Source organism: Micromonospora sp. NPDC050686 (genome assembly GCF_040654475.1).
Lineage (GTDB): Bacteria > Actinomycetota > Actinomycetes > Mycobacteriales > Micromonosporaceae > Micromonospora.
Window position 1 is genome coordinate 262,531 of record NZ_JBFAID010000001.1, and the last position, 24,611, is coordinate 287,141.

22 protein-coding genes are annotated in these 24,611 nt (G+C 72.6%); 14 read left to right on the forward strand and 8 right to left on the reverse strand.

What is annotated here, in order from left to right; genetic code table 11:
- Positions 1–32 precede the first annotated feature (32 nt).
- Together AB0H57_RS01200 and AB0H57_RS01205 are read right to left on the reverse strand one after the other, a co-directional pair.
- The gene (locus tag AB0H57_RS01200) at positions 33–1,643 is read right to left on the reverse strand and encodes a cellulase family glycosylhydrolase (protein ID WP_357501449.1); all 1,611 of its coding nucleotides are present in this window, start codon (positions 1,641–1,643) and stop codon (positions 33–35) included.
- Positions 1,644–1,939: 296 nt separating this feature from the next.
- Positions 1,940–3,148 carry a DUF349 domain-containing protein gene (locus tag AB0H57_RS01205; protein WP_357501450.1) on the reverse strand — a complete coding sequence of 403 codons (1,209 nt, stop codon included), beginning with the start codon at positions 3,146–3,148 and terminating at the stop codon, positions 1,940–1,942.
- A 292-nt stretch (positions 3,149–3,440) separates the two neighbouring features.
- Here AB0H57_RS01205 and AB0H57_RS01210 point away from each other — a divergent pair, with 292 nt between their 5' ends.
- From AB0H57_RS01210 to dapF, 3 genes are all read left to right on the forward strand, one after another.
- Positions 3,441–4,160, forward strand: a complete 720-nt coding sequence (locus AB0H57_RS01210; protein ID WP_357501451.1) for a class III extradiol dioxygenase subunit B-like domain-containing protein — start codon at positions 3,441–3,443, stop codon at positions 4,158–4,160.
- 80 nt (positions 4,161–4,240) lie between these two features.
- Positions 4,241–5,185: a tRNA (adenosine(37)-N6)-dimethylallyltransferase MiaA gene (miaA, locus tag AB0H57_RS01215; protein ID WP_357501697.1), complete on the forward strand. Its 945-nt coding sequence runs from the start codon at positions 4,241–4,243 to the stop codon at positions 5,183–5,185.
- Positions 5,186–5,192: 7 nt separating this feature from the next.
- On the forward strand, positions 5,193–6,044 hold the full coding sequence (gene dapF / locus AB0H57_RS01220) for a diaminopimelate epimerase (protein ID WP_357501452.1): 852 nt from the start codon (positions 5,193–5,195) through the stop codon (positions 6,042–6,044).
- Between the two features lie 76 nt (positions 6,045–6,120).
- Here the strand turns inward: dapF and AB0H57_RS01225 are convergent, their stop codons facing one another.
- Complete coding sequence (locus tag AB0H57_RS01225; protein ID WP_357501453.1) at positions 6,121–7,611, reverse strand: NAD-dependent malic enzyme; 1,491 nt, start codon at positions 7,609–7,611, stop codon at positions 6,121–6,123.
- Positions 7,612–7,806: 195 nt separating this feature from the next.
- On the opposite strand from AB0H57_RS01225, the gene hflX reads away from it, so the two are divergent.
- Both hflX and AB0H57_RS01235 read left to right on the forward strand, forming a co-directional pair.
- Positions 7,807–9,258, forward strand: coding sequence for a GTPase HflX (hflX, locus tag AB0H57_RS01230; protein ID WP_357501454.1), 1,452 nt, complete (start codon positions 7,807–7,809; stop codon positions 9,256–9,258).
- Positions 9,259–9,308: 50 nt separating this feature from the next.
- The gene (locus tag AB0H57_RS01235) at positions 9,309–10,907 is read left to right on the forward strand and encodes a hypothetical protein (RefSeq protein WP_357501455.1); all 1,599 of its coding nucleotides are present in this window, start codon (positions 9,309–9,311) and stop codon (positions 10,905–10,907) included.
- 51 nt (positions 10,908–10,958) lie between these two features.
- Here AB0H57_RS01235 and lexA read toward each other — a convergent pair whose 3' ends face one another.
- On the reverse strand, positions 10,959–11,744 hold the full coding sequence (gene lexA / locus AB0H57_RS01240) for a transcriptional repressor LexA (protein WP_357501456.1): 786 nt from the start codon (positions 11,742–11,744) through the stop codon (positions 10,959–10,961).
- 541 nt (positions 11,745–12,285) lie between these two features.
- On the opposite strand from lexA, the gene nrdR reads away from it, so the two are divergent.
- The 3 genes from nrdR to AB0H57_RS01255 all read left to right on the forward strand — a co-directional run bounded on the left by nrdR (position 12,286) and on the right by AB0H57_RS01255 (position 16,242).
- The gene (gene nrdR / locus AB0H57_RS01245) at positions 12,286–12,780 is read left to right on the forward strand and encodes a transcriptional regulator NrdR (protein ID WP_357501457.1); all 495 of its coding nucleotides are present in this window, start codon (positions 12,286–12,288) and stop codon (positions 12,778–12,780) included.
- 34 nt (positions 12,781–12,814) lie between these two features.
- Positions 12,815–15,703: a vitamin B12-dependent ribonucleotide reductase gene (locus AB0H57_RS01250; RefSeq protein WP_357501458.1), complete on the forward strand. Its 2,889-nt coding sequence runs from the start codon at positions 12,815–12,817 to the stop codon at positions 15,701–15,703.
- A gap of 137 nt (positions 15,704–15,840) precedes the next feature.
- A complete protein-coding gene (locus AB0H57_RS01255; RefSeq protein ID WP_357501459.1) occupies positions 15,841–16,242 on the forward strand; it encodes a hypothetical protein in 402 nt (133 codons plus the stop codon).
- 22 nt (positions 16,243–16,264) lie between these two features.
- Here the strand turns inward: AB0H57_RS01255 and AB0H57_RS01260 are convergent, their stop codons facing one another.
- The 3 genes from AB0H57_RS01260 to AB0H57_RS01270 are packed head-to-tail and all read right to left on the reverse strand — an operon-like array spanning position 16,265 to position 17,199.
- Positions 16,265–16,432 carry a DNA-binding protein gene (locus AB0H57_RS01260; protein WP_357501460.1) on the reverse strand — a complete coding sequence of 56 codons (168 nt, stop codon included), beginning with the start codon at positions 16,430–16,432 and terminating at the stop codon, positions 16,265–16,267.
- 49 nt (positions 16,433–16,481) lie between these two features.
- Positions 16,482–16,649, reverse strand: coding sequence for a DUF397 domain-containing protein (locus tag AB0H57_RS01265; RefSeq protein ID WP_357501461.1), 168 nt, complete (start codon positions 16,647–16,649; stop codon positions 16,482–16,484).
- Positions 16,650–16,662: 13 nt separating this feature from the next.
- The gene (locus tag AB0H57_RS01270) at positions 16,663–17,199 is read right to left on the reverse strand and encodes a DUF5753 domain-containing protein (protein ID WP_357501462.1); all 537 of its coding nucleotides are present in this window, start codon (positions 17,197–17,199) and stop codon (positions 16,663–16,665) included.
- Positions 17,200–17,256: 57 nt separating this feature from the next.
- Between AB0H57_RS01270 and AB0H57_RS01275 the strand changes: the two genes are divergently transcribed.
- The 4 genes from AB0H57_RS01275 (at position 17,257) to AB0H57_RS01290 (ending at position 21,106) form a co-directional block, all read left to right on the forward strand.
- A complete protein-coding gene (locus AB0H57_RS01275) occupies positions 17,257–18,192 on the forward strand; it encodes a DUF2332 domain-containing protein (protein ID WP_357501463.1) in 936 nt (311 codons plus the stop codon).
- Positions 18,193–18,266: 74 nt separating this feature from the next.
- On the forward strand, positions 18,267–19,754 hold the full coding sequence (locus tag AB0H57_RS01280; RefSeq protein ID WP_357501464.1) for an alpha/beta hydrolase: 1,488 nt from the start codon (positions 18,267–18,269) through the stop codon (positions 19,752–19,754).
- A 474-nt stretch (positions 19,755–20,228) separates the two neighbouring features.
- Positions 20,229–20,471, forward strand: a complete 243-nt coding sequence (locus AB0H57_RS01285; protein ID WP_357501465.1) for a DUF5522 domain-containing protein — start codon at positions 20,229–20,231, stop codon at positions 20,469–20,471.
- 83 nt (positions 20,472–20,554) lie between these two features.
- Positions 20,555–21,106, forward strand: a complete 552-nt coding sequence (locus tag AB0H57_RS01290; protein ID WP_357501466.1) for a hypothetical protein — start codon at positions 20,555–20,557, stop codon at positions 21,104–21,106.
- Between the two features lie 14 nt (positions 21,107–21,120).
- On the opposite strand, the gene AB0H57_RS01295 is transcribed toward AB0H57_RS01290, so the two are convergent.
- Positions 21,121–21,813 carry a metal-dependent transcriptional regulator gene (locus AB0H57_RS01295; protein ID WP_357501467.1) on the reverse strand — a complete coding sequence of 231 codons (693 nt, stop codon included), beginning with the start codon at positions 21,811–21,813 and terminating at the stop codon, positions 21,121–21,123.
- An 82-nt stretch (positions 21,814–21,895) separates the two neighbouring features.
- On the opposite strand from AB0H57_RS01295, the gene AB0H57_RS01300 reads away from it, so the two are divergent.
- Together AB0H57_RS01300 and AB0H57_RS01305 are read left to right on the forward strand one after the other, a co-directional pair.
- Entirely contained in the window at positions 21,896–23,350 is a 1,455-nt protein-coding gene (locus AB0H57_RS01300; protein WP_357501468.1) for a recombinase family protein, read from the forward strand.
- Positions 23,351–23,714: 364 nt separating this feature from the next.
- Positions 23,715–24,572 (forward strand): sulfurtransferase, encoded by an 858-nt coding sequence (locus tag AB0H57_RS01305; RefSeq protein ID WP_357501469.1) that lies wholly within the window; start codon positions 23,715–23,717, stop codon positions 24,570–24,572.
- Positions 24,573–24,611: the final 39 nt, after the last annotated feature.

The following is a 24,611-nucleotide window of genomic DNA, read 5'->3' on the forward strand; positions in this document are numbered from 1 at the left end:
CGGGCCGCTCCCGGTCGTGGTGGTGCCCGGGTTCAGCAGGCGGTGCCGTTGAGCTTGACCGCGGACGGGGCGGCGGCCGTGCCGTTGGCGGTGAAACCGATCGTCACGGAGGCGCCGGCGGCCAGCGTCCGTGACCACTCCGGGGCGGCGGCGGTCACCGTGCTGCCGGACTGGGTGACCGTGGCGTTCCAACCGCTGGCCAGGGTGACCCCCGACGGCCAGGTCCAGGTGACGGACCACGGGTTGACCGCGCCGGTGCCGGTGTTCTTCACGGTCAGCTCGCCCTGGAAGCCGCCCGCCCAGGCGTTGACCTGCTTGTACGTCGCCGTACAGCCCCCGGTGGGGGCCGGGTTGGTGGGCGACGGCGAGCCGGTCCCGGTCGGGGTGGGGCCGGGGGTGCCACCACCGCCCACCGGCGGGATCAGGTACGGCTGGAGGATCGACTGCTTGGTGGTGTTGATGTTCGTCCAGTCGTCCAGCGCGATGCCGCCGGTGTCGCCGGAGTTCGGGTTCCACGACCAGTACGTGAAGGACATGCCGGTGACCCCGGTGCCGGTGTAGGCCATCAGGTTCTGCAGCCACACCTTGTCCCGCGGGTCGGCGAGGGTGCTGCCGAACTCACCCATCATGATCGGCGCGATGTTCTGCTTGTACAGGTAACCCCAGTACTTGTCCCAGATCGCCGGCAGGTTCGCCGGGTAGTTGGCGGCCTTGAACCACTCCTGCTCGTAGACGCTGGTGGCGTACTCGTGGGGGGAGTAGACCAGCCGGTTGGCCACGTTCAGCCGGACCGGGAACTGCCCGGCCTTCGACAGGTTGCCGCCCCACCAGCCGCAGTCCTCGTCGTTGCTGGGGTCGTTGTCCCAGACGTTCGACAGGCCGCCGCTGGGGCAGCTCACCCCCTCCACGAAGATCAGCCAGTTCGGCTGCACCCCGAGGATGGCGTTGCCGGCCCGCTCGGCGGCCAGCCGCCAGTCCCGGGCGGTGTCCCCGCAGCCCCAGCAGGCGCCGGTGGCCGCCGGGTTCGTCCCCTCGGCGTGCGGCTCGTTGTGCAGGTCCGCGCCGATCACGGTCGGGTTGTTGGCGTACCGCTGGGCGAGCATCTTCCAGTCGGCGATCCAGGTCGCCTCCGAGACCGTCGAGGTGTACCAGAGCGGTGACTGCCCGGCCGCGGTGGGCCGGTGCCGGTCCAGGATGACCCGCATCCCCTTGCCGCCGGCGTAGTCGATCACCTTGTCGAGGATCTGCAACGGGGAGAGCCCGACCAGGTCCGGGTTGACGAAGTCGTTGATCCCGGTGGCCGTCGCGCCCGGCTTCAACGCGTCGTTCGAGTACGGGATGCGCAGCGTGTTGTAGCCCAGCCGGGCCATGGTGTCGAGCTGGCCGCGCCACGGGTTGCTCGACCACAGGCCGTGGAAGGTCTTGTTGTCGGTTTCCATGCCGAACCAGTTGATGCCGGTGAGCCGGACGGTCGCGCCCGTACTGTCGACGATCTTGTTGCCGCTGGTGTGCAGGTAGCCGGTGCCGGTGCCGCCACTGGCGGCGGCGGCCGGGGAGGTGCTGACGGCGGCGGCGACGAGGACGCCGGCCGCGGCGGTGGCGAGCGCGGCGAGCGCGCCGCCGAGAGCGGTGGGTCGGTGCATCGGAGCTCCACTTCGGATGCCCGCGCGGCGCAGCCGCCGCGGGCGGTGAGACCCGGGGGAGGCGGCCCGCTCCTCATCGAGTACGCCGATGGCGCGCGTCGGGCCGCGACATGTGGACGGCCAATCGCGGGTAGCGCCGGCGATCTTCGGCGGCGATGCCGCCGGTGCCCTGGTGCCGGTGCCGGATCCTCAGCTCCGTCGCCCATTCTGATCAGCCGACCTCGATGCGTCAACGGGTGGACGCGCGGAAGCCCCCGATCCCGAGCGGGAACGAGGGCTTCCGGGGGTGGTTCGGGTCAGCCGGTCTGCTCGGCCAGCTGGAGGAACTGCCGCTTGGAGGCGAGCGCCTGCTCGGCCTCCTTGACCCGGCGGGCGTCGCCGGCGGCCTGGGCCCGGGCGAGGCGCTCCTCGGCCTCGGCGACCTGCGCCCGCATCTGGGCCAGCAGCGGGCTGTCCTCCTTGGTGGTGCGCCGCCACGCCGAGTCCATGACCTCGCGGACCTTGTCGTCCACGACGCGCAGGCGGCGCTCCAGGCCGGCGGCGGCCTCGCGCGGGACCCGGCCCGCCTCGTGCCACTGCGCCTGGATGTCCCGCAGCTTGGCCTGTGCGCCCTTCGGGTCGCCTTCGACGTCCAGCGCCTCGGCCTCGGCCAGCAGCGCCTGCTTGCGCTCCAGGTTGGCCCGCTGCTCGTTGTCCCGGGCCGAGAAGACCTCGCTGCGCCGGCTGAAGAACGCGTCCTGGGCGGCGCGGAACCGCTCCCAGAGCTTCTGCTCGGCCTCCTTGGAAGCCCGCGGCGCGGCCTTCCACTGGTTCATCAGGTCCTTGAGCTGGTTGGCGGTGACCGCCCAGTCGGTGGAGTCCGTCAGCTTCTCGGCCTCGGCGACGAGCTCCTCCTTGACCCCCTGCGCCTGCTTGCGCTGCTGGTCCAGGGTGGCGAAGTGGGCGCCTCGGCGCCGGGTGAAGCCGTCCCGCGCGGCGGCGAACCGCTTCCACAGCTCACCGTCGGCCTTCTTGTCGACCCCGCGGATGGTCTTCCACTCGTCGAGGATCTCCTTGAGCCGGTCACCGGCGGTCTTCCAGCCGGTGGACTCGGCGGCCAGCTTCTCCGCCTCCTCCACCAGCGCGGTCTTGCGGGCGACGGCCTCGACGCGGGCGGCGTCCCGGGCGGCCCGCGCCTGACCGGCCTTCTCCTCGGCGACGGTGGCGAGCTTGTCCAGCCGCGCGGCCAGGGCGTCGATGTCGCCGACGACGTGCGCCTCGGCCAGCGAGGCGCGGATCCGCCGGATCGTGGTCAGCGAGTGGCCGGCGTCCGCCGCGCCCGAGTTGAGCCGGGCCTCGGTCAGATCCACCTCGGTCACCAGGTCGGCGTAGCGGCGGGCGAAGTGGGCCAACCCCTCCTCCGGGGCCCCCGCCTGCCAGGACCCGACCACCCGCTCGCCCTCGGCCGTCTTGACGTACACGGTGCCGTCCGCGTCCACCCGTCCGAAGGCAGTCCAGTCGCTCATGTGCCCATCCTCGTTCTCCCGGCGTCGACGGGACACTCCCGCGATCGCCGCCACGGCGCAGCCAAGTTACTCCCGGCATTGTCACAGGTCCGACCCGGTCCGTGTCGAGCGCCTGTCGTCGACCGTGACCATACGGTGTCGTAGTGCCTCGGTGTCGGTATCCACGCGGGCGGCGCCGGCCCGTCGGGCCGCCCGGAGGTGTCCTGGGTCACGGCGGAGACGACCCACAGTGGATGTGGCCCGGCCCCGGGGAGGTGCGTGCCGAAGCCGGGGAGGTCGCTACCGTTGCCAGGTGCCCCTGGTCGCCGCCGCTGTCTGCCCCCACCCGCCGCTGCTGGTGCCCGAGTTGGCCGGTGCCGCCGCGCCCGAGCTGGACGAGCTGCGCACCGCCGCGGGCGCGGCCGTGTCGACGCTGCTCGACGCCGAGCCGGACCACCTGCTGCTGGTCGGCGCCGGGCCGCAGACCCGGACATTCCGCCCCGCCGATTACGGCACCCTCGACGCGTACGGGCTGAATCGGGCGGTGCCGCTGTGGCGGGTGAACTGCGCCGGCGGGCCGTACCTGCCGCTGAGCCTGACCATCGGCGCCTGGCTGGCCGGCCGCTCCGGCACCGAACTGCCCCGGCTGGCCCAGGCTGTGGCCGCCGACGCGTCGCCCGACGAGTGCGCCGAACTGGGGGCGGCCCTGGTCGCGGAGTCCACCGGCCGGGTCGCGCTGCTGGTGCTGGGCGACGGGTCGGCCTGCCGGGGCGTCCAGGCGCCCGGCTACGACGACCCGCGCGCCGAGGCGTACGACGAGGGGGTCGCCCGGGCCCTGGCCGGCGCGGACGTGGCGGCCCTGCTCGGCCTGGACCCGGCGCTTTCGGCGGCGCTGAAGGTCGCCGGCCGGGCGCCGTGGCAGGTGCTGGCCGGCGCGGTCCGGGCGGCCGGCGGCGACTGGCGGGGCGCGCTGAGCTACCACCGGGCCCCCTACGGCGTTGCCTACTTCGTGGCGAACTGGACGACCCCGTGAGCGCGAGGAGTGAGCGGGGTTTGCGAGCCCCGCAGTCGCGAACAGAAGGCGGCCCCGTGAGCGCGAGGAGTGAGCGGGGTTTGCGAGCCCCGCAGTCGCGAACAGGAGGCGGCCCCGTGAGCACCGTCGTCGCCGTGGTCGGGCCGACCGCGGCGGGCAAGTCCGCGCTGAGCATCGCCCTGGCGCACGCCCTCGACGGCGAGGTGGTCAACGCCGACTCGATGCAGCTCTACCAGGGGATGGACATCGGCACCGCCAAGCTCACCCCGGCCGAGCGGGAGGGCGTGCCGCACCACCTGCTCGACATCTGGGCGGTGACCGAGCCGGCCAGCGTCGCCGAGTACCAGCGGCTGGCCCGCGCCGCGGTCGACGACATCCTGGCCCGGGGAAGGGTGCCGCTGCTGGTCGGCGGGTCCGGGCTGTACGTCCGGGCGGTGCTGGAGCAGTTCGAGTTCCCCGGCACCGACCCGGCGGTGCGGGAGCGGCTGGAGGCGGAACTGGCCGCGGCCGGCCCGGCGCCGCTGCACGCCCGGCTGCGCGCGGCGGACCCGGCCGCGGCGGCCGGCATCCTGCCCGGCAACGGCCGGCGGATCGTCCGGGCGCTGGAGGTGATCGAGCTGACCGGGGCGCCGTTCACCGCCGCCCTGCCCGAGCCGACACCTTTCTACCCGTCCGTCCAGCTCGGGGTCGACCTGGACACCGCGCTGCTGGACGAGCGGATCGCGCTGCGGGTCGACCGGATGTGGGCCGACGGCCTGGTCGCGGAGACCCGCGAGCTGGCCGGCCGGGGCCTGGCCGAGGGGCGTACGGCCAGCCGGGCGCTCGGCTACCAGCAGGTGCTGCGCCTGCTGGCCGGCGAGCTGACCGAGGACCAGGCGCGCGACGAGACCGTCCGGGCCACCCGGCGCTTCGTCCGGCGGCAGCGGTCCTGGTTCCGCCGGGACCCGCGGATCCACTGGCTGGACTCGGCCGCGCCCGCATTCCTCGACACTGCCCTGCGGATGGTCGCCGACCATCGGCGATGATGGGGGCGTGGAGTTCACCAAGGGCCATGGCACCGGCAACGACTTCATCATCCTGCCCGACCCGGACGGCGCGCTCGACCTGACGCCCGCGCTGGTCGCCGCGCTCTGCGACCGCCGCCGCGGGATCGGCGCCGACGGCGTGCTGCGGGTGGTGCGCGCGGCCAAGCATCCCGAGGGCGCGGCCGTGGCGGGCGAGGCCGAGTGGTTCATGGACTACTGGAACTCCGACGGGTCACTGGCGGAGATGTGCGGCAACGGCGCCCGGGTCTTCGTGCGCTACCTGCTGGAGACCGGCCTGGCCGTCCCGTCCGGCGCGGCGCTGCCGGTGGGCACCCGGGCCGGCGTCGTGCGCGCGCGGATCGAGGGGGAGGCCGTCGCCGTCGAGATGCGGCGCCCCCGGCTGTACGACGCCTCGGCCGCCGCCCTGGGCGGGCTGAGCCTGCCCGGCACCGCGGTCGACGTCGGCAACCCGCACCTGGTCTGTCCGCTGCCGGCCGGCCTGGAACTGGCCGCGCTCGACCTGACCCGGGCCCCCGGCTACGACCCGGCGCTCTTTCCGGCCGGGGTGAACGTCGAGTTCACCGCCCCCGGCGGGCCGGTGGACGGCACCGACGGGCACGTGCTGATGCGGGTCTACGAGCGCGGTTCGGCGGAGACCCTCTCCTGCGGCACCGGCGCCTGCGCGGTCGCCGCCGTGGCCCTGCATGACCTGTCCCGCGACACCGGCACGGTGGCGGTGGACGTTCCCGGCGGCCGCCTCACGGTCACCGTCACCGACGACTCCTGCTGGCTGGCCGGCCCCGCCGTCCTCCTGGCCACCGGCACCCTGACCCCCACCGCCTTGCACCCTGCGCGTTGATCAAGGAGTTTGCGTCGGGATCCGCCTCGTCGGCGACGCAAACTCCTTGGTCGACACTTGGTGGGGTGGGCGGCCGTCAGGGGGTGGCGGAGGCTTCGGCGGCGACTTCGGGGAGGTCGGCCGGGGGTTCGGAGGTGGCCCGGGTCGGGGTGCCGGTGAGGGTGGCGGCGGTGGCGGGGTTCTGGGCGGCGGCGCGCACGGCGGCGGCGACGGCCGGGGCGACCCGGGAGTCGAAGACGCTCGGCACGATCACCGTCGGGTTGATCTTCTCCTCGCCCACCACGTCGGCGATCGCCCGGGCGGCGGCCAGGGCCATCTCCTCGGTGAACTCCTCGGCGTGCGCGTCGAGCATGCCCCGGAACACGCCCGGGAAGGCGAGCACATTGTTGATCTGGTTCGGCTGGTCGGAGCGGCCGGTGGCCACGACGGCGGCGTGCTTGCGCGCCTCCCGTGGGTCCACCTCCGGGTCCGGGTTGGCCAGCGCGAAGACGATCGCGTCCTTGGCCATGGTGGCGATGTCGTCCCCGGTGAGCAGGTTCGGCGCGCTCACCCCGATGAAGACGTCGGCACCGCGCACGGCGCCGGCCAGGTCGCCGGCGTAGTTGTCCTTGTTGGTGTTGTCGGCCAGCCACTGCCAGGCCGGGTTGAGCCCGGTCAGGCCGCGGTGCAGGGCGCCCTGCCGGTCGTACGCGATGATGTCGCCCACGCTCTGGCGCAGCAGCAGCTTCATGATCGCGGTGCCAGCGGCGCCGGCGCCGGAGACGACCACCCGGACGTCCGCCAGTTGCTTGCCCACGACGCGCAGGGCGTTGGTCAGCGCCGCCAGCACACAGATGGCGGTGCCGTGCTGGTCGTCGTGGAAGACCGGGATGTCCAGCGCCTCGCGCAGCTTCGCCTCGATCTCGAAGCAGCGCGGCGCGGCGATGTCCTCCAGGTTGATCCCGCCGTACGCGGGGGCGATGGCCTTGACGATGGCGACGATCTCGTCGGCGTCCTGGGTGTCCAGCACCACCGGCCAGGCGTCCACCCCGCCGAAGCGCTTGAACAGGGCCGCCTTGCCCTCCATCACCGGCAGCGAGGCGGCCGGCCCGAGGTTGCCCAGACCGAGCACCGCCGAGCCGTCGCTGACCACCGCGACGGTGTTGCGCTTGATGGTGAGCCGGCGGGCGTCGGCCGGGTTCTCCGCGATCGCCTGGCAGACCCGGGCCACCCCCGGCGTGTACGCGCGGGACAGCTCGTCCCGGGTGCGCAGGGCCACCTTGGAGCTGACCTCGATCTTGCCGCCCAGGTGCAGCAGGAAGGTGCGGTCGGAGACCTTGCGGACGTCCACCCCGTCCAACGCGGTGAGCCGGTCGACCACCTGGTCGGCGTGGCTGGCGTCGGCGGTGTCGCAGGTCAGGTCGACGATCACGTTGGTGGGGTCGGAGTCGACCACGTCCAGGGCGGTCACGATCGCGCCGGCCTCACCGACGGCGGTGGTGAGCCGGCCGATCGAGGACGCGTCCGCGGGGACCGCGATCCGGATCGTGATCGAGAATCCGGCGCTCGGCAGTCGGGTGATGGCCACGGAAACCCCTCGTCATCGCTGGTCGGCTCGACTCGCATTTCTACTCGCCCGGTCGGTGGGCCCGGTAGCCGCCCCCACTACCGGTGGGTACGGCCACGGGCATATAGCAGGTGCGCCGGGCGTTGCCACATGTCAGGATTGCTGATACGCGCCCGAATTCACGCGGGAGCGGACATAACTGACAGGAGACGCGGTTTGCGCGACGAGGAGACCTACCTCACCCCCACCGACGACGGGCTCGACGCCACCACCGGCGAGTACGAGCTCTCCGAACGGCAGGCACTCCGGCGGGTCCCCGGTCTCTCCACCGAGCTCACCGACATCACCGAGGTGGAATACCGCCAGCTTCGGCTGGAGCGGGTCGTGCTGGTCGGGGTCTGGACCGAGGGCACCCAGGCGGACGCCGACAATTCCCTCGCCGAGCTGGCGCAGTTGGCCGAGACGGCCGGCTCGCAGGTGCTCGAAGGGCTGATCCAGCGCCGCAACCGCCCCGACCCGGCCACCTACGTCGGCCGGGGCAAGGTCGACGACCTGGGCGCGGTGGTGCTCTCCACCGGCGCCGACACGGTGATCTGCGACGGTGAGCTGTCCCCGTCGCAGCTGCGCAACCTCGAACAGCGCACCAAGGTCAAGGTGGTCGACCGGACGGCGCTGATCCTCGACATCTTCGCCCAGCACGCCAAGAGCAAGGAAGGCAAGGCCCAGGTCGAGCTGGCCCAGCTGGAATACCTGCTGCCCCGGCTGCGCGGCTGGGGCGAGACGCTGTCCCGGCAGACCGGTGGTTCGGGTCGCGGGGGTGGCGCCGGCGGCGGTGTGGGTCTGCGCGGTCCCGGTGAGACCAAGCTGGAGACCGACCGGCGCCGGATCCGGCACCGGATCGCCCGGCTGCGCCGCGAGATCAAGGCCATGCGGACCGTACGCCAGACCAAGCGGGCCCGGCGCTCCCGCAACGCGGTGCCCGCGGTGGCCATCGCCGGCTACACCAACGCCGGCAAGTCCAGCCTGCTCAACCGGCTCACCGGGGCGGGCGTGCTGGTGGAGAACGCGCTGTTCGCCACCCTCGACCCGACCACCCGCCGGGCCACCACGGCCGACGGGCGGCTCTACACGCTCTCCGACACGGTGGGCTTCGTCCGGCACCTGCCGCACCAGATCGTCGAGGCGTTCCGCTCGACGCTCGAGGAGGTCGCCGAGGCGGATCTGGTGGTGCACGTCGTCGACGGCACCCACCCCGACCCGGAGGAGCAGGTCCGCGCGGTGCGTGAGGTGCTGGCCGAGGTCGGCGCCGACCGGCTGCCCGAGCTGCTGGTGGTCAACAAGACCGACGCGGCGAACGAGGACGAACTGCTCCGGCTGAAGCGGCTCTGGCCGGAGGCGGTCTTCGTCTCGGCCCGATCCGGGCGGGGCATCGACGGGCTGCGTGAGGCCGTCGAGCAGCGGCTGCCGCGCCCGGCGGTGGAGGTCCGTGCCGTGCTGCCGTACGACCGGGGTGACCTGGTGGCCCGGCTGCACCGGCAGGGCGAGGTGCTCAGCACCGCCCACCTGCCGGAGGGCACCCTGCTGCACGTACGGGTCAACGAGGCGCTCGCCGCCGAACTGGCCCCCTTCCGGGCCGTCGAGGCGGAGGTCGTGGCCGGCAACCGGTGACCGCGCTGCGGCGTCACCGGTTGCCGGGGCGGGCATGCGACACTGAGCCCATGCGCCGCGCTGCTTCCTCGGTCACGGTTGCCCTCGGCCTGCTCGGGGTGACCGTGGCGTTCTCCGGTGCCGTCCAGGCGGCGGCTCCGGCGTCCTCCGCCCCCGCGCCCGGCAAGAAGCGCTGCACCATCACCGACGAGCGGCTCCGCGAGCTCTCCGGGCTGGTGGCCACCAAGTCGGGCTACGTCGTGATCAACGACGGCAGCGACAAGGACAGCCGTAAGCGGGTCTTCTTCCTCGACACCAAGTGCGAGATCGCCAAGGACCCGGTGCGCTACACCGGCCAGGGGCCGCTGGACACCGAGGACCTGGCGCTCTCGCCGAACGGCAGGACGCTCTTCATCGGCGACATCGGCGACAACGACCGCAAGCGGCCCCGGATCGCCGTGTGGAGCATGCCCGTGGACGGCTCGGCGCAGCCGAAGCTGCACCGGATGTCGTACCCGGACGGCAAGCCGCGCGACGCCGAGGCGCTGCTGATCGGGGCGGACAACCTGCCGTTGGTGATCACCAAGGTGCCCAGCGGCGCGGCCGAGATCTTCACCCCGTCCGCCAAGCTGAAGACCGGTGACACCGAGCCGGTGCCGATGAAGAAGGTCGGCCAGGTCACCCTGCCCAAGACCAACACCGACAACCGGCTCGGGGTCTTCGGCCGGGTCTCCATCACCGGCGCCGCCCGCTCACCGGACGGTTCGAAGGTGGTGCTGCGCACCTACGCCGACGCCTTCGAGTACGACGTGGCGGGCGGCGACATCGTCGGCGCGCTGACCACCGGCAAGCCGCGGGTCACTCCGCTGGCCGACCCGTTCGGCGAGGCGATCTCCTACACCCCCGACGGGAAACTCTTCGTCACCGTCTCCGACGGCGGCGAACTGGCCCCCGACGACGCCATCGACGTCCTGGCGTACACCCCGTCCACCAAGGGCGCGGAGGCGCTCGATCCCGGGGCCGGGCCCGCCGTCAAGCCCAAGGCCGAGAGGTCCTGGTTCTCGACGCTGACCCTGGACGACATCACCTACCTGATCGCGGCGGTCGGCGTGCTCGGCGCGCTGCTGGTGGGCGCGGGCATCTTCGGCATCCTGCGGGCGCGCAAGCAGCGCGCCGCCGGCCGGGGCGGGGCCGGCGACGCCGACCAGCCGGAGCGGGACGAGACCGCGTACGAGCCGGGCGGTGACCGCCCGCGCGGCGGCGTGTACGGCGGCGCGGCCCCGGCCGGCGGGGTCTACGGCGCCGGGGCGCCGCCCGCCGGTCGTCCCGGCGGCGCGGTGAACGGCACGCCGGGCCGGGCCGGGCCGCCTGCCGGCGGCGGGGTGTACGGCGGTGGCCGCCCGGCCGGTGGTGGCGGGTACGGCGGCGGTCCCCGTCCGGCCGAGGGCGGCGGTGGCCGGGGTGGCAACCGCGGCGGTGGCGTGTACGGCGGTCAGCCCGGTGGCGGCCGGGGCGGGGTCTACGGCGGTGGGCGAGCCGAGCCACCCCGCCGCGACGAGGACCGCCCGTACGGCGAGCGCCGGCCGGGCGGCGGTGAGCCGGGCCCCGGCCGGGGCGGCCAGTACGGCGGCTACTCGGGCCGCGAACAGCACCGGGGCGACCGCTACTGACGGCGCGGACCGGGTGACGGCCGCCCGGCCGGCACCCGGGAGACCGGTCGGTCAGATCCGGCGCAGCACGGCGACGACCCGGCCCATGATGGTGGCGTCGTCGCCGGGGATCGGGTCGAACGCCGGGTTCTGCGGCATCAGCCAGACGTGACCGTCCCGGCGCCGGTAGGTCTTCACGGTCGCCTCGCCGTCGAGCATGGCGGCCACGATGTCGCCGGCCTCGGCGTTGGGCTGCTGCCGGACCACCACCCAGTCGCCGTCGCAGATCGCCGCGTCGAGCATCGAGTCGCCCTTGACCTGGAGCATGAAGACCTCGCCCTCACCCACCAGCTCGCGGGGAAGCGGGAAGATGTCCTCCACCGCCTGCTCGGCCAGGATCGGGCCACCGGCGGCGATCCGGCCGAGCATCGGCACGTACGCCGGGGCCGGGCGCTGGGCGCGGGCCGCCTCGTCGTCGAGGGCGTCGGCGGGGGCACGGACGTCGACCGCCCGGGGGCGGTTCGGGTCGCGCCGCAGGAAGCCCTTCTTCTCCAGCTCCTTGAGCTGGTAGGCGACGCTCGACGGCGACACCAGGCCGACCGCCTCGCCGATCTCCCGCACGCTCGGCGGGTAGCCGTGCCGCTCGACCCAACTGCGGATGAACTCCAGGATCCGGCGCTGCCGGGCGGTCAGGTCGACCGTGGCGGGGTCGGGAAAGCTGCTGACCACCGGGGTGACCGGGCGCACGGCGGGCTGACCCGTCCGGCTGCGGGCGGCGGTGCGGCGCCGTGTGGCCGGCGGACCCGCCTCGGCGATCGGCTGCGGGTTCTTCGGCCGGCTGGCCCGGTCCTCGGTCACGTCCGTCCTCCCTGGTCGGCGCTGGGTGCCTTGGCGGCTCGTGGTGCGTACGGGGGTGTTGCGACCGGCTGCGCCGCTCGGGTGCCGCCCGGTTGATCCTGACCGTATAGGTGAGATCGGTCATTTTCAAACATCTGTACGACCTCCTTCGGCGTGTCGGGCCGAAATCCTGGATTTCCGAACACCTGTTCTGATAAATGGTACGACGCTCTCGAACGAACGTTCTATCGGCGCGCCGCGTGACCGTCGGGCCGGTGGCCCGTTGGGCTCCTCGGTGGCCTCCGGAAGAGGTGGAAAGTGGAAGTGATGCTGATGACGCGCCGACGGGCCGCGCCAACTTGACCACCGTCGGCGGGCGGCATAGGTTCAACCCCTAGATGTAGTAGTCACATGGGCGTAAGTTGCCTACAGGTTGGGTTCGGCTACAGACCGCACTTCTCCGTACGTCCGCCCGGCGGCGGCCATCGACGTGGCCCCGCCGTGGTGTCGCGTGCCCGGGTGCGGCCGGTCGTCGCCCGCGGTCGATGAAGGAGGACAGGCGATGCGGTGTCCGTACTGCCGGCACGCCGACTCCCGGGTGGTCGACTCGCGGGAGGCCGACGACGGCCAGCTCATCCGGCGGCGGCGCTCCTGCCCGGAGTGCGGCAAGCGGTTCACCACGGTGGAGGAGGCGGTCCTCGCGGTGGTCAAGCGCAGCGGGGTGACCGAGCCGTTCAGCCGGACGAAGATCATCGGCGGGGTGCGCAAGGCGTGCCAGGGCCGGCCGGTCGACGAGGACTCGATCGCGCTGCTCGCCCAGAAGGTCGAGGAGACCGTCCGGGCCAAGGGGGCCGCCGAGCTGCCCAGTCACGAGGTGGGACTGGCGATCCTGGGCCCGCTGCGCGACCTGGACGAGGTGGCCTACCTGCGGTTCGCCAGCGTCTACCGGTCGTTCGACTCGCTCGCCGACTTCGAGCGCGAGATCGAGACGCTGCGGGCCGCCGCGCGCGCCCGCGAGGGTGCCGGAGCGGCCGACGCCGCCGGCGCGATCAGCTGACATTTTCGAGTTTCTGACAGTTTGACGAGGCGCGGTGGGTGACCGCGCCGACGAGGGGGGCGAGGGCGTGACGACCAGCAAGTCACGGAACAAGGCCGGGGCCGGGCTGAAGATCGAGCGCGTCTGGACGACCGAGGGGGTGCATCCCTACGACGAGGTCACCTGGGAGCGCCGCGACGTCGTCATGACGAACTGGCGGGACGGCTCGATCAACTTCGAGCAGCGGGGGGTGGAGTACCCCGAGTCCTGGAGTGTCAACGCGGCCAACATCGTGACCACCAAGTACTTCCGGGGCGCGGTGGGGACCCCGGAGCGGGAGTGGTCGCTCAAGCAGCTGATCGACCGGGTGGTCGGCACCTACCGCACCGCCGGCGAGGAGTACGGCTACTTCGCCACCCCGGCCGACGCCGAGGTCTTCGCGCACGAGCTGACCTGGATGCTCCTGCACCAGGTGTTCAGCTTCAACTCGCCGGTCTGGTTCAACGTCGGCACGCCGTCGCCCCAGCAGGTCAGCGCGTGTTTCATCCTGGCCGTCGACGACTCGATGGACTCCATCCTGGACTGGTACAAGGAGGAGGGGCTGATCTTCAAGGGCGGCTCCGGCTCCGGCGTCAACCTGTCCCGGATCCGCTCCTCCCGGGAGCTGCTCTCCTCCGGCGGAAACGCCTCCGGCCCGGTCAGCTTCATGCGCGGTGCGGACGCCTCCGCCGGCACCATCAAGTCCGGCGGCGCCACCCGGCGCGCGGCCAAGATGGTCATCCTCGACGTGGACCACCCGGACATCCAGGAGTTCGTGGTCACCAAGGCGCGCGAGGAGGACAAGATCCGCGCGCTGCGGGACGCCGGCTTCGACATGGACCTGGGCGGCGCCGACATCGTCAGCGTGCAGTACCAGAACGCCAACAACTCGGTTCGGGTCTCGGACGAGTTCATGACCGCGGTCGAGAACGGCGGCGGCTTCGACCTGCGCGGCCGGCTCGACGGCCAGGTGATCGAGACGATCGACGCCAAGAGCCTGTTCCGGAGCATCTCGACGGCCGCCTGGGAGTGCGCCGACCCGGGCCTGCAGTACGACGACACCATCAACGACTGGCACACCTGCCCGGAGACCGGGCGGATCACCGCGTCGAACCCGTGCTCCGAGTACCTGCACCTGGACAACTCCTCGTGCAACCTGGCCTCGCTCAACCTGATGAAGTTCCTCCGCGCCGACGGCGGCTTCGAGGTGGAGAAGTTCGTCCGGTCGGTCGAGCTGGTCATCACCGCGATGGACATCTCCATCTGCTTCGCCGACTTCCCGACCGAGAAGATCGGCGAGACCACCCGGGCGTACCGGCAGCTCGGCATCGGGTACGCCAACCTGGGTGCGCTGCTGATGGCCTCCGGCCTGCCGTACGACTCAGAGCAGGGCCGCTCGCTGTCCGCCGCGATCACCTCGCTGATGACCGGCACCGCGTACCGCCGCTCGGCGGAGCTGGCCGGCATCGTCGGCGCGTACGAGGGCTACGCCCGCAACGCCGAGCCGCACAAGCGGGTCATGCGCAAGCATGCCGCCGCCAACGACGCGATCAAGCCGGCCGGCACCGTGGCCACCGCCGTCCAGCGCGAGGCGACCAAGCAGTGGACGCTGGGCAACAAGGTCGGCGAGCGGAACGGCTGGCGCAACTCGCAGGCCAGTGTGCTCGCCCCCACCGGCACCATCGGCCTGATGATGGACTGCGACACCACCGGCGTCGAGCCGGATCTGGCGCTGGTCAAGTTCAAGAAGCTGGTTGGCGGCGGCTCGATGCAGATCGTCAACCAGACGGTGCCGCGCGCCCTGCGCAGCCTCGGCTACCCCGAGGAGCAGGTCGAGGCGATCGTCGAGCACATCGCCGACCACGGTCACGTGGTCGACGCCCCCGGCCTGAAGCCCGAGCACTACCCGGTCTTCGACTGCGCCATGGGCGAGCGGTCCATCGCCCCGATGGGCCACGTGCGGATGATGGCGGCCGTGCAGCCGTTCATCTCCGGCGCCATCTCCAAGACGGTCAACATGCCGGAGCAGGCGACCGTCGAGGATGTCGAGAAGATCTACTTCGAGGGCTGGAAGCTCGGCCTGAAGGCCCTGGCCATCTACCGGGACAACTGCAAGGTCGGCCAGCCGCTGTCCGCGGCGAAGAGGAAGACGGCCGCGCCGGAGCCGGCGGCCGAGGTCGCGAAGGTCGTGGAGAAGGTCGTCGAGTACCGCCCGGTGCGCAAGCGGCTGCCGAAGAAGCGCCCGTCGGAGACCATCTCCTTCTCGGTCGGTGGCGCCGAGGGCTACCTCACCGCCTCGTCGTACCCCGACGACGGCCTGGGCGAGGTCTTCCTGAAGATGTCGAAGCAGGGCTCCACCCTGGCCGGCGTGATGGACGCCTTCTCGGTGGCCATCTCCATCGGCCTCCAGTACGGCGTCCCGCTGGAGACGTACGTCAGCAAGTTCACCAACATGCGCTTCGAGCCGGCCGGCATGACCGACGACCCGGACGTGCGGATGGCGGCCTCGGTGATGGACTACATCTTCCGTCGCCTGGCGCTGGACTTCCTGCCCTACGACCGCCGCGCGGAACTGGGCATCTTCACCGCCAAGGAGCGGGCCGCCCAGCTCGCGGCCGAGGCGGAGGCCGAGGCGAACGGCACGGACCTCACCGCGATGGCCGCGTCCGCCCCGGTCGAGGCGCCGGAGCCGAGGACCGGCCCGGTCGCCCAGCCGAAGCAGGAACTGGCCGAGGTCGCCGCCGCCAAGCCGGCCCCGTCGGTCGGTTCCAGCACCGAGCTGCTGGAGGCCGTGATCGGCAAGGCCGCCGACGCGCCGCTCTGCTTCACCTGCGGCACGAAGATGCGGCCGGCCGGTAGCTGCTACGTCTGCGAGGGCTGCGGCTCCACCAGCGGCTGCAGCTGACGTACGTCGGTTCTCGTGAGCGCGGCAGGGGTCTCCCTGCCGCGCTCACGGCGTTCGGTGGCCCGTTAGCCTCAGGCTGCTGGCCGGAACGGGGGACCATGGATACGGGAAGAACACCGCGACGGCGGTGGGCCGGCGTGCCCCGGAAGATCCGTGTCGTCGTGGTCGCCGCCGTCTGCGTCTTCGCGTACGGCGGGATCGTCCACCTGGGCGATCTGGTCGGCCTGCGGCCGGGCGGCCCGGGCCCGGCCACCCCCACCTGGCTGCTGCTGTACTTCACCTCGCTGGCCGTGTTCGATCCGCTCGCGGCGCTGTTGCTGGCGCTGCGCCGGATCGAAGGGCTGTTGCTCGGCTGTGCCGTGCTCGCCACCGACGCGGCGGCGAACGGGTACGCCAACTACGTGCTGGACGGCGCGTCGGGGATCACGCCCGGCCGGATCGGGCAGGCGGTCATCACCGGGCTCGCGATCGCCCTGATCGGGGCGGCACCCACGGTCGCCCCCTGGCTGCGGAGGCCACGCTGGTTGGCTGGCGGCTGACCATCGATCTCCGCAGGAGCGGTCAGTCTTTGTCGACCGGACGAGGTGGCCGGTTGTGCCGTGCCCACTCGTCAACCTCGTCGGCGTCCCACACGGTCATTCCGATCAGGCGGGCGACTGGCTCGGGGAACCCCGGCCGGCGGGTGATCTGCAAAACCCGCTGGCGCGATACGCCGAACAGCGCGGCCAACTCCCCAGGTCCGTACAGCCGCGGTCGCTTCATGCAGAGGAGGTGCGAGCTACTTCAAGTCAGCAAGAAAGGCCGACCAGGCTCGGCCGTCAAAGCGAAGTCTGGGTCCGGATCTGTCCTTGCTGTCCCGCACCTCGACTGCTTGATCGACGCGTCGAGCCTCGACGCAGGCACCGTTGCTGCCGCTCCGGGTGCTCGTACGCCACTGCGAGTCCACGGCCTGCCTCCCACTATTCCCTCTGCCGCCCGTCGCGGATCTTCTCGATCATCGCGGCCGAGTCGGTGGGTGACAAGGCTGCGGCACGCAGGCTGTTGAAGACCACCGTACAGCGGCGCACATCCTCGCCTTCCGCGTAGAGGTCGCCGGTGAGGCCCTCGATGTAGACGACGCTCGGCCCGTCGGCAAAGTTCAGGATGTGGAAGCTGGAGAGCATGGCGGCGTAGGCGCCCTCCCGAAATGGGATCACTTGGAGCGTGACGTTCCACCGCTTGCTGGCGTCGAGCAGGGCGGTGAGCTGATCGGCCATGACGGCCGCCCCGCCGATCTGTCGGTGCAACACCGCCTCGTCGAGCACGGCTACGAGGCGGAGCGTTCCCGAGCGGATCAACTCCTGGCGCTGGGTGTGTACGGCAACTCTCCGTTCGACCGCCTCGGGCGACGGCTCGAAACCGCTGGATACCCCCGGACCCGGACTACGACCAGGAGGCCTGGGAGGCGATCGTCCGGCAGCACCAGCAACAGCACCTGGCGGATCTGACCAGACCACCGGCCGAACGTGGCAGGCGGGGCAGCGGGTCCGGGCCGTCCGGACGATGATCGGGGGATGACGACCGCCGAGAGCTACGTCCGGTTCGCCGTCCGCGAGGCGCGCGGCGTCTCACCGGCGTACGAGCGGCTGGCGCTGGCCGTCTCCCGGGACGCCGAACTGCTGGCGCTGCTCGGCGAGCTGCCGCCGGCCCGGCGGCAGCCGAACCTGCTCTTCGGCGTCGTACGCCTGCTCGGCGGCCCGGTCGACGACCCGGCGGCCTTCCGCGACTGGACGGTGGCGAACTGGCCGGCGGTCGAGGCGCAGCTGAGGGTACGGGCGACGCAGACCAACGAGATCGGGCGCTGTGCGGTGCTGCTGCCCGTGCTCGCCGCGCTGCCGCAGCCCCTCGCCCTGCTGGAGGTCGGCGCGTCCGCCGGGCTGAACCTCTGTCCCGACCGGTACGCCTACCGCTACGGCGACCACACGCTCGGATCGGGCGAGCCGGTGCTGGACTGCGCGGCGACCGGCGTGCCGCTGCCGGTCCGGCTGCCGGAGGTGGTCTGGCGCGCCGGGCTGGACCTCAACCCGCTCGACGTCACCGATCCCGCCGAGGCGGCCTGGCTCGACGCGCTGATCTGGCCGGAGCACACGCACCGGCGGGACCGGCTGCGGGCCGCCGTCGCCGTGGCTGCGGCCGACCCGCCGCTGCTGGTCCGCGGTGACCTGGTGGACGACCTGCCGGCGCTGGTCGCGCGGGCGCCGGCCGGGGCGACCCTGGTGGTGTTCCACACCTCAGTGCTCTACCAGGTGCCGCGACCCCGGCGGGAGGCGTTCGTCGAGCTGGTACGCGGGCTGCCCGGCCACTGGGTCGCGAACGAGGACCCGGACGTGCTGCCGCACGACGGGCTGCCCGAGTCGCCAGGGGAGGGGTCGCACAACGTGCTGGCCCTCGACGGCCGGCCGCTGGCCTGGACCCGGGGGCACGGGCAGGCGATCACCTGGTTCGGGTAGTGACGGGACAACCCGCACAACGGATATTCACTACGCTGAGCGTCCAGGCGACTCTGGTTCGGTGAGGTGTTTGGGTGCAGCCGTCGATCCCGCGTCCCGCCCAGCTGGCCCTGGCGGCCCTGGCCCCGCTCGGCTGGGGCCTGCTGGTCGGCTGGTGGACACCGCGCGGCCCGGGGACGGGCGGCGAGGCGGTCACCTCGATCGTGGTCAGCCTCGCCGTCGGCCTGTACGCCGGTTGGGCGGCCCGCTCGCGGTGGGCGATGCTCGCCGCGCCGCTGCTCTTCGCGCTCGCCGTGGAGCTGGTACGGATGCCGCTGCGCGGGCCCACCGTGGACGCCCCGCACGCCAGCGCGTTCGGCGTCGCCGCGCTGCTGTTCGGGCGCGGGCTGCACGGGCTGTTCACCCTGCTGCCGCTGCTGGTCGGCGCCGCGTACGGAGCCGGCCTGGCCCGGCGGTCGCGCGGTCCGGTGCCGTCCGACGGGCCGCGACCGGCGGCGCGGCGGCCGGTGTGGACCTGGCTGGGCCGGGTGGCCGTCGGCCTGCTCGCCGCGCTGGTGCTGCTGGTCGGGGTGGCCGCCGCGCAGCCCGCCCGGACGCCGCCGATCGCCGGCGGCGTCGCCGAGCTGACCAGCGTCCGCAACGGCGACCGCGAGCTGGGGTTGATGCTGCGCGGCCAGCGTCGCGACGCGCCCGTGCTGCTGTTCGTGCCCGGGGCGCCCGGCTCCTCGGAGATCGGGTCGGTGCGTCGGCACCTCGCCGGGCTGGAGCAGCGCTTCGTGGTGGCCACGCTGGACCGGCGGGGCGCGTCGAAGTCCTGGGCGGCGTTTCCACCGTCGTCCACGTTCACGCTGGACAGCGAGGTCGACGACGCGCTCGCCGTGGTGGACTACCTGCGCAAGCGGTTCCGGCAGGACAAGATCTACCTGATGGGGCACTCCGGCGGGTCGCTGGTCGGGGTGACGGCGGTGCAGCGGCGGCCGGAGCTGTTCCGGGCGTACGTGGGGGTGGGGCAGGCGGTCGACCTGCGCGAGGCCGACCGCAGCCAGTACGCCGACACCATCGCCTGGGCCCAGCGCACCGGGCGGGTGGACCTGGCCCGGGAGTTGACCGCGCGGGGCGAGCCGCCGTACCGGGACATGTACGGGTACGAGCCGCTGCTGGGCAACGAGACCGGCGCCTTCGACTTCGACCGGACCGGCAACAGCGAGGGCCGGGGCGGGCAGGGGCAGAATCTGAACGTGCCCGAGTACACCCTGCTGGAGAAGGTGCACGTGCTCAGCGGCACCTTCGACGGGATCGACGTGCTCTATCCCACCGAGCAGGGCGTCGACCTGCGCCGCCAGGTGCCGAGCCTGGACGTGCCGGTCTGGCTGGTCGACGGCGAGCACGAGCTGCCCGGCCGGCTCGCCCTGCTCGAGCAGTGGTACGTCCAACTCCGGGCGCCCCGGAAGGAACGCGTGGTGCTGGCGGGCGCCGGGCACCGTTCGTTGTACCAGCGGCCCGACGAGTTCGTCGCCCTGCTCGACCGGGTGCTCACCGAGACGGCCGTCCCGGGCACCTGACGAACCGGGTCAGGTCCCGCTGCCGTTCCTTCCGCGAACCCCTACGCCGCGTCACCGCCAGCCCGCAGTGCCGTCCCCCCGCTGCAGGCTTTGCTCTGCTTCAACAGACGCAACACCGCGCTGAGCAGGGGCGATCCGCGGGCGGGGCGCGAGGGGCTAGTACAAGGCGGCTACGGTCCGTGCCTGTCGCGCGGGTTGAAGCAGAGCAAAGGGCCGAGCAGTGGGTGGGTCACCCTCGACCGGCGGGCGAGCAGTGGGTGGGTCGCCCTCGACCGGCGGGCGAGGAGCGGGTGGGTCGCCCCCGACCGGCGGGCGAGGAGCGGGTGGGTCGCCCCCGACCGGCGGGCGAGGAGCGGGTGGGCCGCCCCCGACCGGCCGGTGGCGAATGCGTCGCCACGAGACCAGGTCATCATCTTCGGCCGAGCCCGCCGGACCGAGCGGCGGCCCGGGCTCCGGGCTTCGTAGACTCGCCCGGTGACCGGAGAGCGACGGCCGCTGGCGGACCGGCCCCTGACCGAGCCGCATCCGTCCCGGTTGTCGCCGGAGCATCCCGACCGGGCCCGGATCCTCGCCGCCCACGCGGCGGCGCTGGCCGACGGCGAGGCCGGCTACCTGGACCCGGGCACCGGCCTCTTCGTGCTCAGCGCCGGTTTCCTGGCCCGCCGCGGCACGTGCTGTGGGCGAGGCTGTCGCCACTGTCCGTATGTGGACGATTGAGGGCTTCCGCGGAGAACCGGCCACCCCGTACGGTGTCCGACGGACATCCGGCGGGTGCCCCCGCCGACGACGGGAGGTTGCGCGTGCACGGGCGGATCGGGCTGGCCGGGGTGGCCGTCGTACTCGTGGTGGCCGGTTGTGGCGCCGAGCCCGACCCGGTGGCGATGCCGGCCGCGGCGCCGGTCCCGGTCGAGCCGGCGGCCGCCTCCTCCGGCGGGGCGTGTCGGCTGCTCGACTTCGACACCATCGCCAAGCACAGCGGGACCCGGTTCCGGGTGGCGGCGGCGAGCACCAGCGGGGACACCCACACCTGCGTGGTGCGCGGCGAGAAGGCCTGGCCCGAGCTGACCCTGACGGTCAGCGACACGTCGATCGACGCGGCCACGTTCAGCGAGGACATCCTGCCCCGCGGCGCGACGAAGGTGCCGAAGCTGGGGCAGATCGGCTACCGCCGGACGATCTCTGCGAAGAACGCCAAACAGGGGCCGGCGGCGGAGGTGTGCTGGTTGGCCGCCGAGGGTCGGCTGGCCAGCCTGCGCTGGACCTTCGGGCCGGGCGCCGCGCAGAGCGCCGCGGACACCCTGACCGGCAAGTTGGTCCCCCTCGCCCGAGGGGTGCGCACCCGCGAACTCTGACCGGCGGGAACGGCTCAGCCGGCGGCGACGAACACCCGGGAGGCCACCTCGCGGGGCAGCCGGATCCGGTCACCGGAGCGGTCGATGAACACCCCGTCCCGCTCCTGCGCCACGGTGACCGTGGCGCCCGGGTCCACCCCGGCCGCGTGCAGCTGGCGCAGCACGTCCGAGTCGGTCTGCACGCTCTCGCAGATCCGGCGGACGACCACCGGGCCGGAAAGGCCGGGGAAGGCCAGGTTGCGCTCGCTCTCCGGCGTCTCGGCGGGCCCCGCGCTGCCCAGCTCCTCCAGCCCTGGGATCGGGTTGCCGTACGGCGAGCGGGTCGGCCGGTTGAGCAGCTCGTAGACCCGCTTCTCGACCGCGTCGCTCATCACGTGCTCCCACCGGCAGGCCTCTTCGTGGGCCTCCTCGTAGGGCATCCCGATCACGTTGACCAGCAGCAGCTCGGCCAGCCGGTGCTTGCGCATCACCGACACGGCGCTGTTGCGGCCCAGTTCCGTCAGGCTGAGGTGCCGGTCGCCCTCGACGGTGAGCAGCCCGTCGCGCTCCATCCGGGCGACGGTCTGGCTGACGGTGGGACCACTCTGCCGAAGCCGCTCCGCGATCCGCGCCCGGAGCGGGGGAACACCCTCCTCCTCCAGCTCCAGGATGGTGCGCAGGTACATCTCGGTCGTGTCGACCAGTGAGTGAGCGTTAATCTTTATCACCCGTCAGCGAGGAACGAACCGGAGGCTTCAGTGTCTCACGATTACGCGCCCACCTGCCACAACCGCCGTTCGGTAGTGAGCCGTGGGTGAGCCGGTGCCTCTGCGGTGCGCGATCTACTGCAGGATCAGCCAGGACCGAGAGAGCGAGGAGAAGGGCGTAAAGGACCAGGAGGCCGATTGCCGGGAGCTGGTGGCGGCCTACGGGTGGCAGGTGGTTGACGTCTTCGTGGACAACGACCTGTCCGCCAGCACCAAGGCCAGGAAGCCCAGGCCGCGGTTCGAGGAGATGATGAGGCAGGCTGAAGCCGGCTTGCTCGACGTGCTCGTCTCTCTGAGCAACGGCCGGCTTACGCGCCGACCGCTGGAGCTTGAGCGTCTGATCACCCTGCACGAAGCCAGGGGGACGCTGCTCTACACCGTCAAGAGCGGCAACGACAATCTCTCGACGGCGGACGGTCGCATGGTTGCCCGAATCAAAGCTGCGGTTGACACCGCCGAAGCCGAGCGGACAGGGGAGCGCGTCGAGCGCGCGGCCAGGCGGCGGCGAGAGGCTGGCGAGCTGCACGGAGGCTCCCGGACCTTCGGGTACGTCCACGGCTCGCCGCTCGGCTACTGCCGGGAAGTGGACACGGTTGCCGCGAAGGCCATCAGGGACGGCATGGAGGTCCTGTTCCAGACCCGCAAGGTATCCGAGGTCCGGAAGCTCTGGCAGCGGATGGGTGTCCGCACCCCGCTGGGTAAGGAATGGACAAACGACGGCAACGTGGCCCGAACCCTGCGCAACCCTCGTATTGCCGGGCTGGTGGCTCACGACGGGGAGACCGTCGGGGAAGGCAATTGGCCTGCGATCATCACCCGAGCCGAGCATGAGGCGATCCTTGACGCCCTCGGCACCCGGGGGGCCAAGCGCAAGGGCGGAACACCGAGGGCCCGCAAGTACCTGCTGCCCGGGTTCGTGTTCTGCATGTGCGGCACCCCGATGTCCGCCCAGGTGTACGACCCGCCGGGGGTCATTAAGTACAGCCGCTACAACCGCTACGTCTGCATCTCACAGCGCGGGGGATGCGGCCAGTGCTCGCGGCATCGTCCGTGGCTGGAGGACGTGGTGAGGGAGTGGGTGGCCGGCGCCATCGAGGGCCGCATCAGCGTGCCCGAGGGCCAGGCCGACGACCCCAACCCGGCCATCGAGGCCGAGCTCCGGGAGCTGGAGGCCGGGATCAAGCGGATGCGCAACTCGGTCGCCAAGGGCGTCTTCAGCGATGACGAGGCGCTGGAGGAGATTATTCCGATGCGGCGGCGCATTCAGGAGCTGCGCGCCAAGCAGGGCGAGCTGGTCAGACAGGCCGCCCTGATCCCCGTTGACAAGGATGAGGAGCTAGACGACTGGCTTGACGATGATCCGGAGACGTTGCATCGGCGCCGGGAGATCCTGGGCCGCTACGTCAAGCGGATCATCGTCAAGCCAGTAGGTAAGGGAGGCAGCAACGGGGTGGACGGCCCGCCGATCGACTCGGTGGTTATCGTCCCTCGCGACTGAGGTCGGACGCGCCGGCAGGCTGACACCGGCCCAGGAGTTCCGGGCGAACGGGGCCCGGCAATGGATCCGCTGCTCGCCCAGGGCGACGTCATCACCCTTGAACCTGAGGACTACTACATCGGCGTCGACACGCTCCGCCTAAAGGTCACAGCCGTCCCGAGGTACGGCCTGCTTCACTTCGGCCAGCCTGGAGCCGGAGGCGAGGGAGCTATGAGCGGGACCGCGAGGAAGCCGAAGGCGGGGGCCTGCTCCACATCACCCGGGCCGCCAGCGTCCAGTTCGTCAAGCCGATCGGGTTCCGGGTGATCTGGGTGTCGGACTGGCCGACCTACCATGCGTGGACGAATGGTGTTGACTGGACGTCGTGTCCGGAACCGCCGAGCCGCTGATCGAGCCCGGCCAGCTCGCCGCCGAGCTGGCCCGCCCCGACCCACCCACCCTGCTCGACGTGCGCTGGCGGCTGACCGGCCCACCCGGGCGGGACGACTACGCGGCCGGTCACCTGCTCGCGGCGGTCTTCGTCGACCTGGACACCGAGCTGTGCGGGCCGCCCGGCGCCGCCGGCCGGCACCCGCTGCCCGACCCCGCCGCGTTGCAGGCCGCGCTGCGGGCCGCCGGGGTCCGCGCCGGTCACCCCGTGGTCGTGTACGACGGCGGCGACGGCATGGCCGCCGCGCGGGCCTGGTGGACGCTGCGCTGGGCCGGGCACCGGCCGGTCCGGCTGCTGCACGGCGGCTTCCCGGCCTGGGTCGCCGCCGGCCTGCCGGTCTCCACCGAGCCGCCGACCCCGGCGCCCGGCGACGTCACCGTCGCGCCCGGCGCGCTGCCCGTCCTCGACGCGGCCGCGGCCGCCCGGCTCGCCGCCGCCGACACCGGCACGCTGCTCGACGTCCGGGCGGCACCCCGCTACCGCGGCGAGACCGAGCCGATCGACCCGGTCGCCGGGCACCTGCCGGGCGCGGTGAACCTGCCCGCGCCGGAGTACGTCACCGACGGCCGCTTCCCCGCCGCCGAGGTGCTGCGCGAGCGGTTCGCCGCCGCCGGCGTCGCGCCGGCCGCGCCGGTCGGGGCGTACTGCGGCTCCGGGGTGACCGCCGCGCAGGCCGTGCTCGCCCTGCACCTGGCCGGCCGGCCGGACGCCGCGCTCTACGTCGGATCGTGGAGCGAGTGGGTGGCCGACCCGCGCCGCCCGGTGGCCACCGGCGAGACACCGGGCGGCTGAACCGCCGGTCAGCTGGGCGGCGGCCGGGTCGCGTGCGAC

Bases quoted from the DNA above. Each gene is read 5' to 3' on its own strand.
- AB0H57_RS01235 (WP_357501455.1), top strand. From the start codon at position 9,309: ATGCGCCGCGCTGCTTCCTCGGTCACGGTTGCCCTCGGCCTGCTCGGG.
- nrdR (WP_357501457.1), top strand. From the start codon at position 12,286: ATGCGGTGTCCGTACTGCCGGCACGCCGACTCCCGGGTGGTCGACTCG.
- AB0H57_RS01275 (WP_357501463.1), top strand. From the start codon at position 17,257: ATGACGACCGCCGAGAGCTACGTCCGGTTCGCCGTCCGCGAGGCGCGC.
- AB0H57_RS01205 (WP_357501450.1), bottom strand. From the start codon at position 3,148: ATGAGCGACTGGACTGCCTTCGGACGGGTGGACGCGGACGGCACCGTG.
- AB0H57_RS01200 (WP_357501449.1), bottom strand. From the start codon at position 1,643: ATGCACCGACCCACCGCTCTCGGCGGCGCGCTCGCCGCGCTCGCCACC.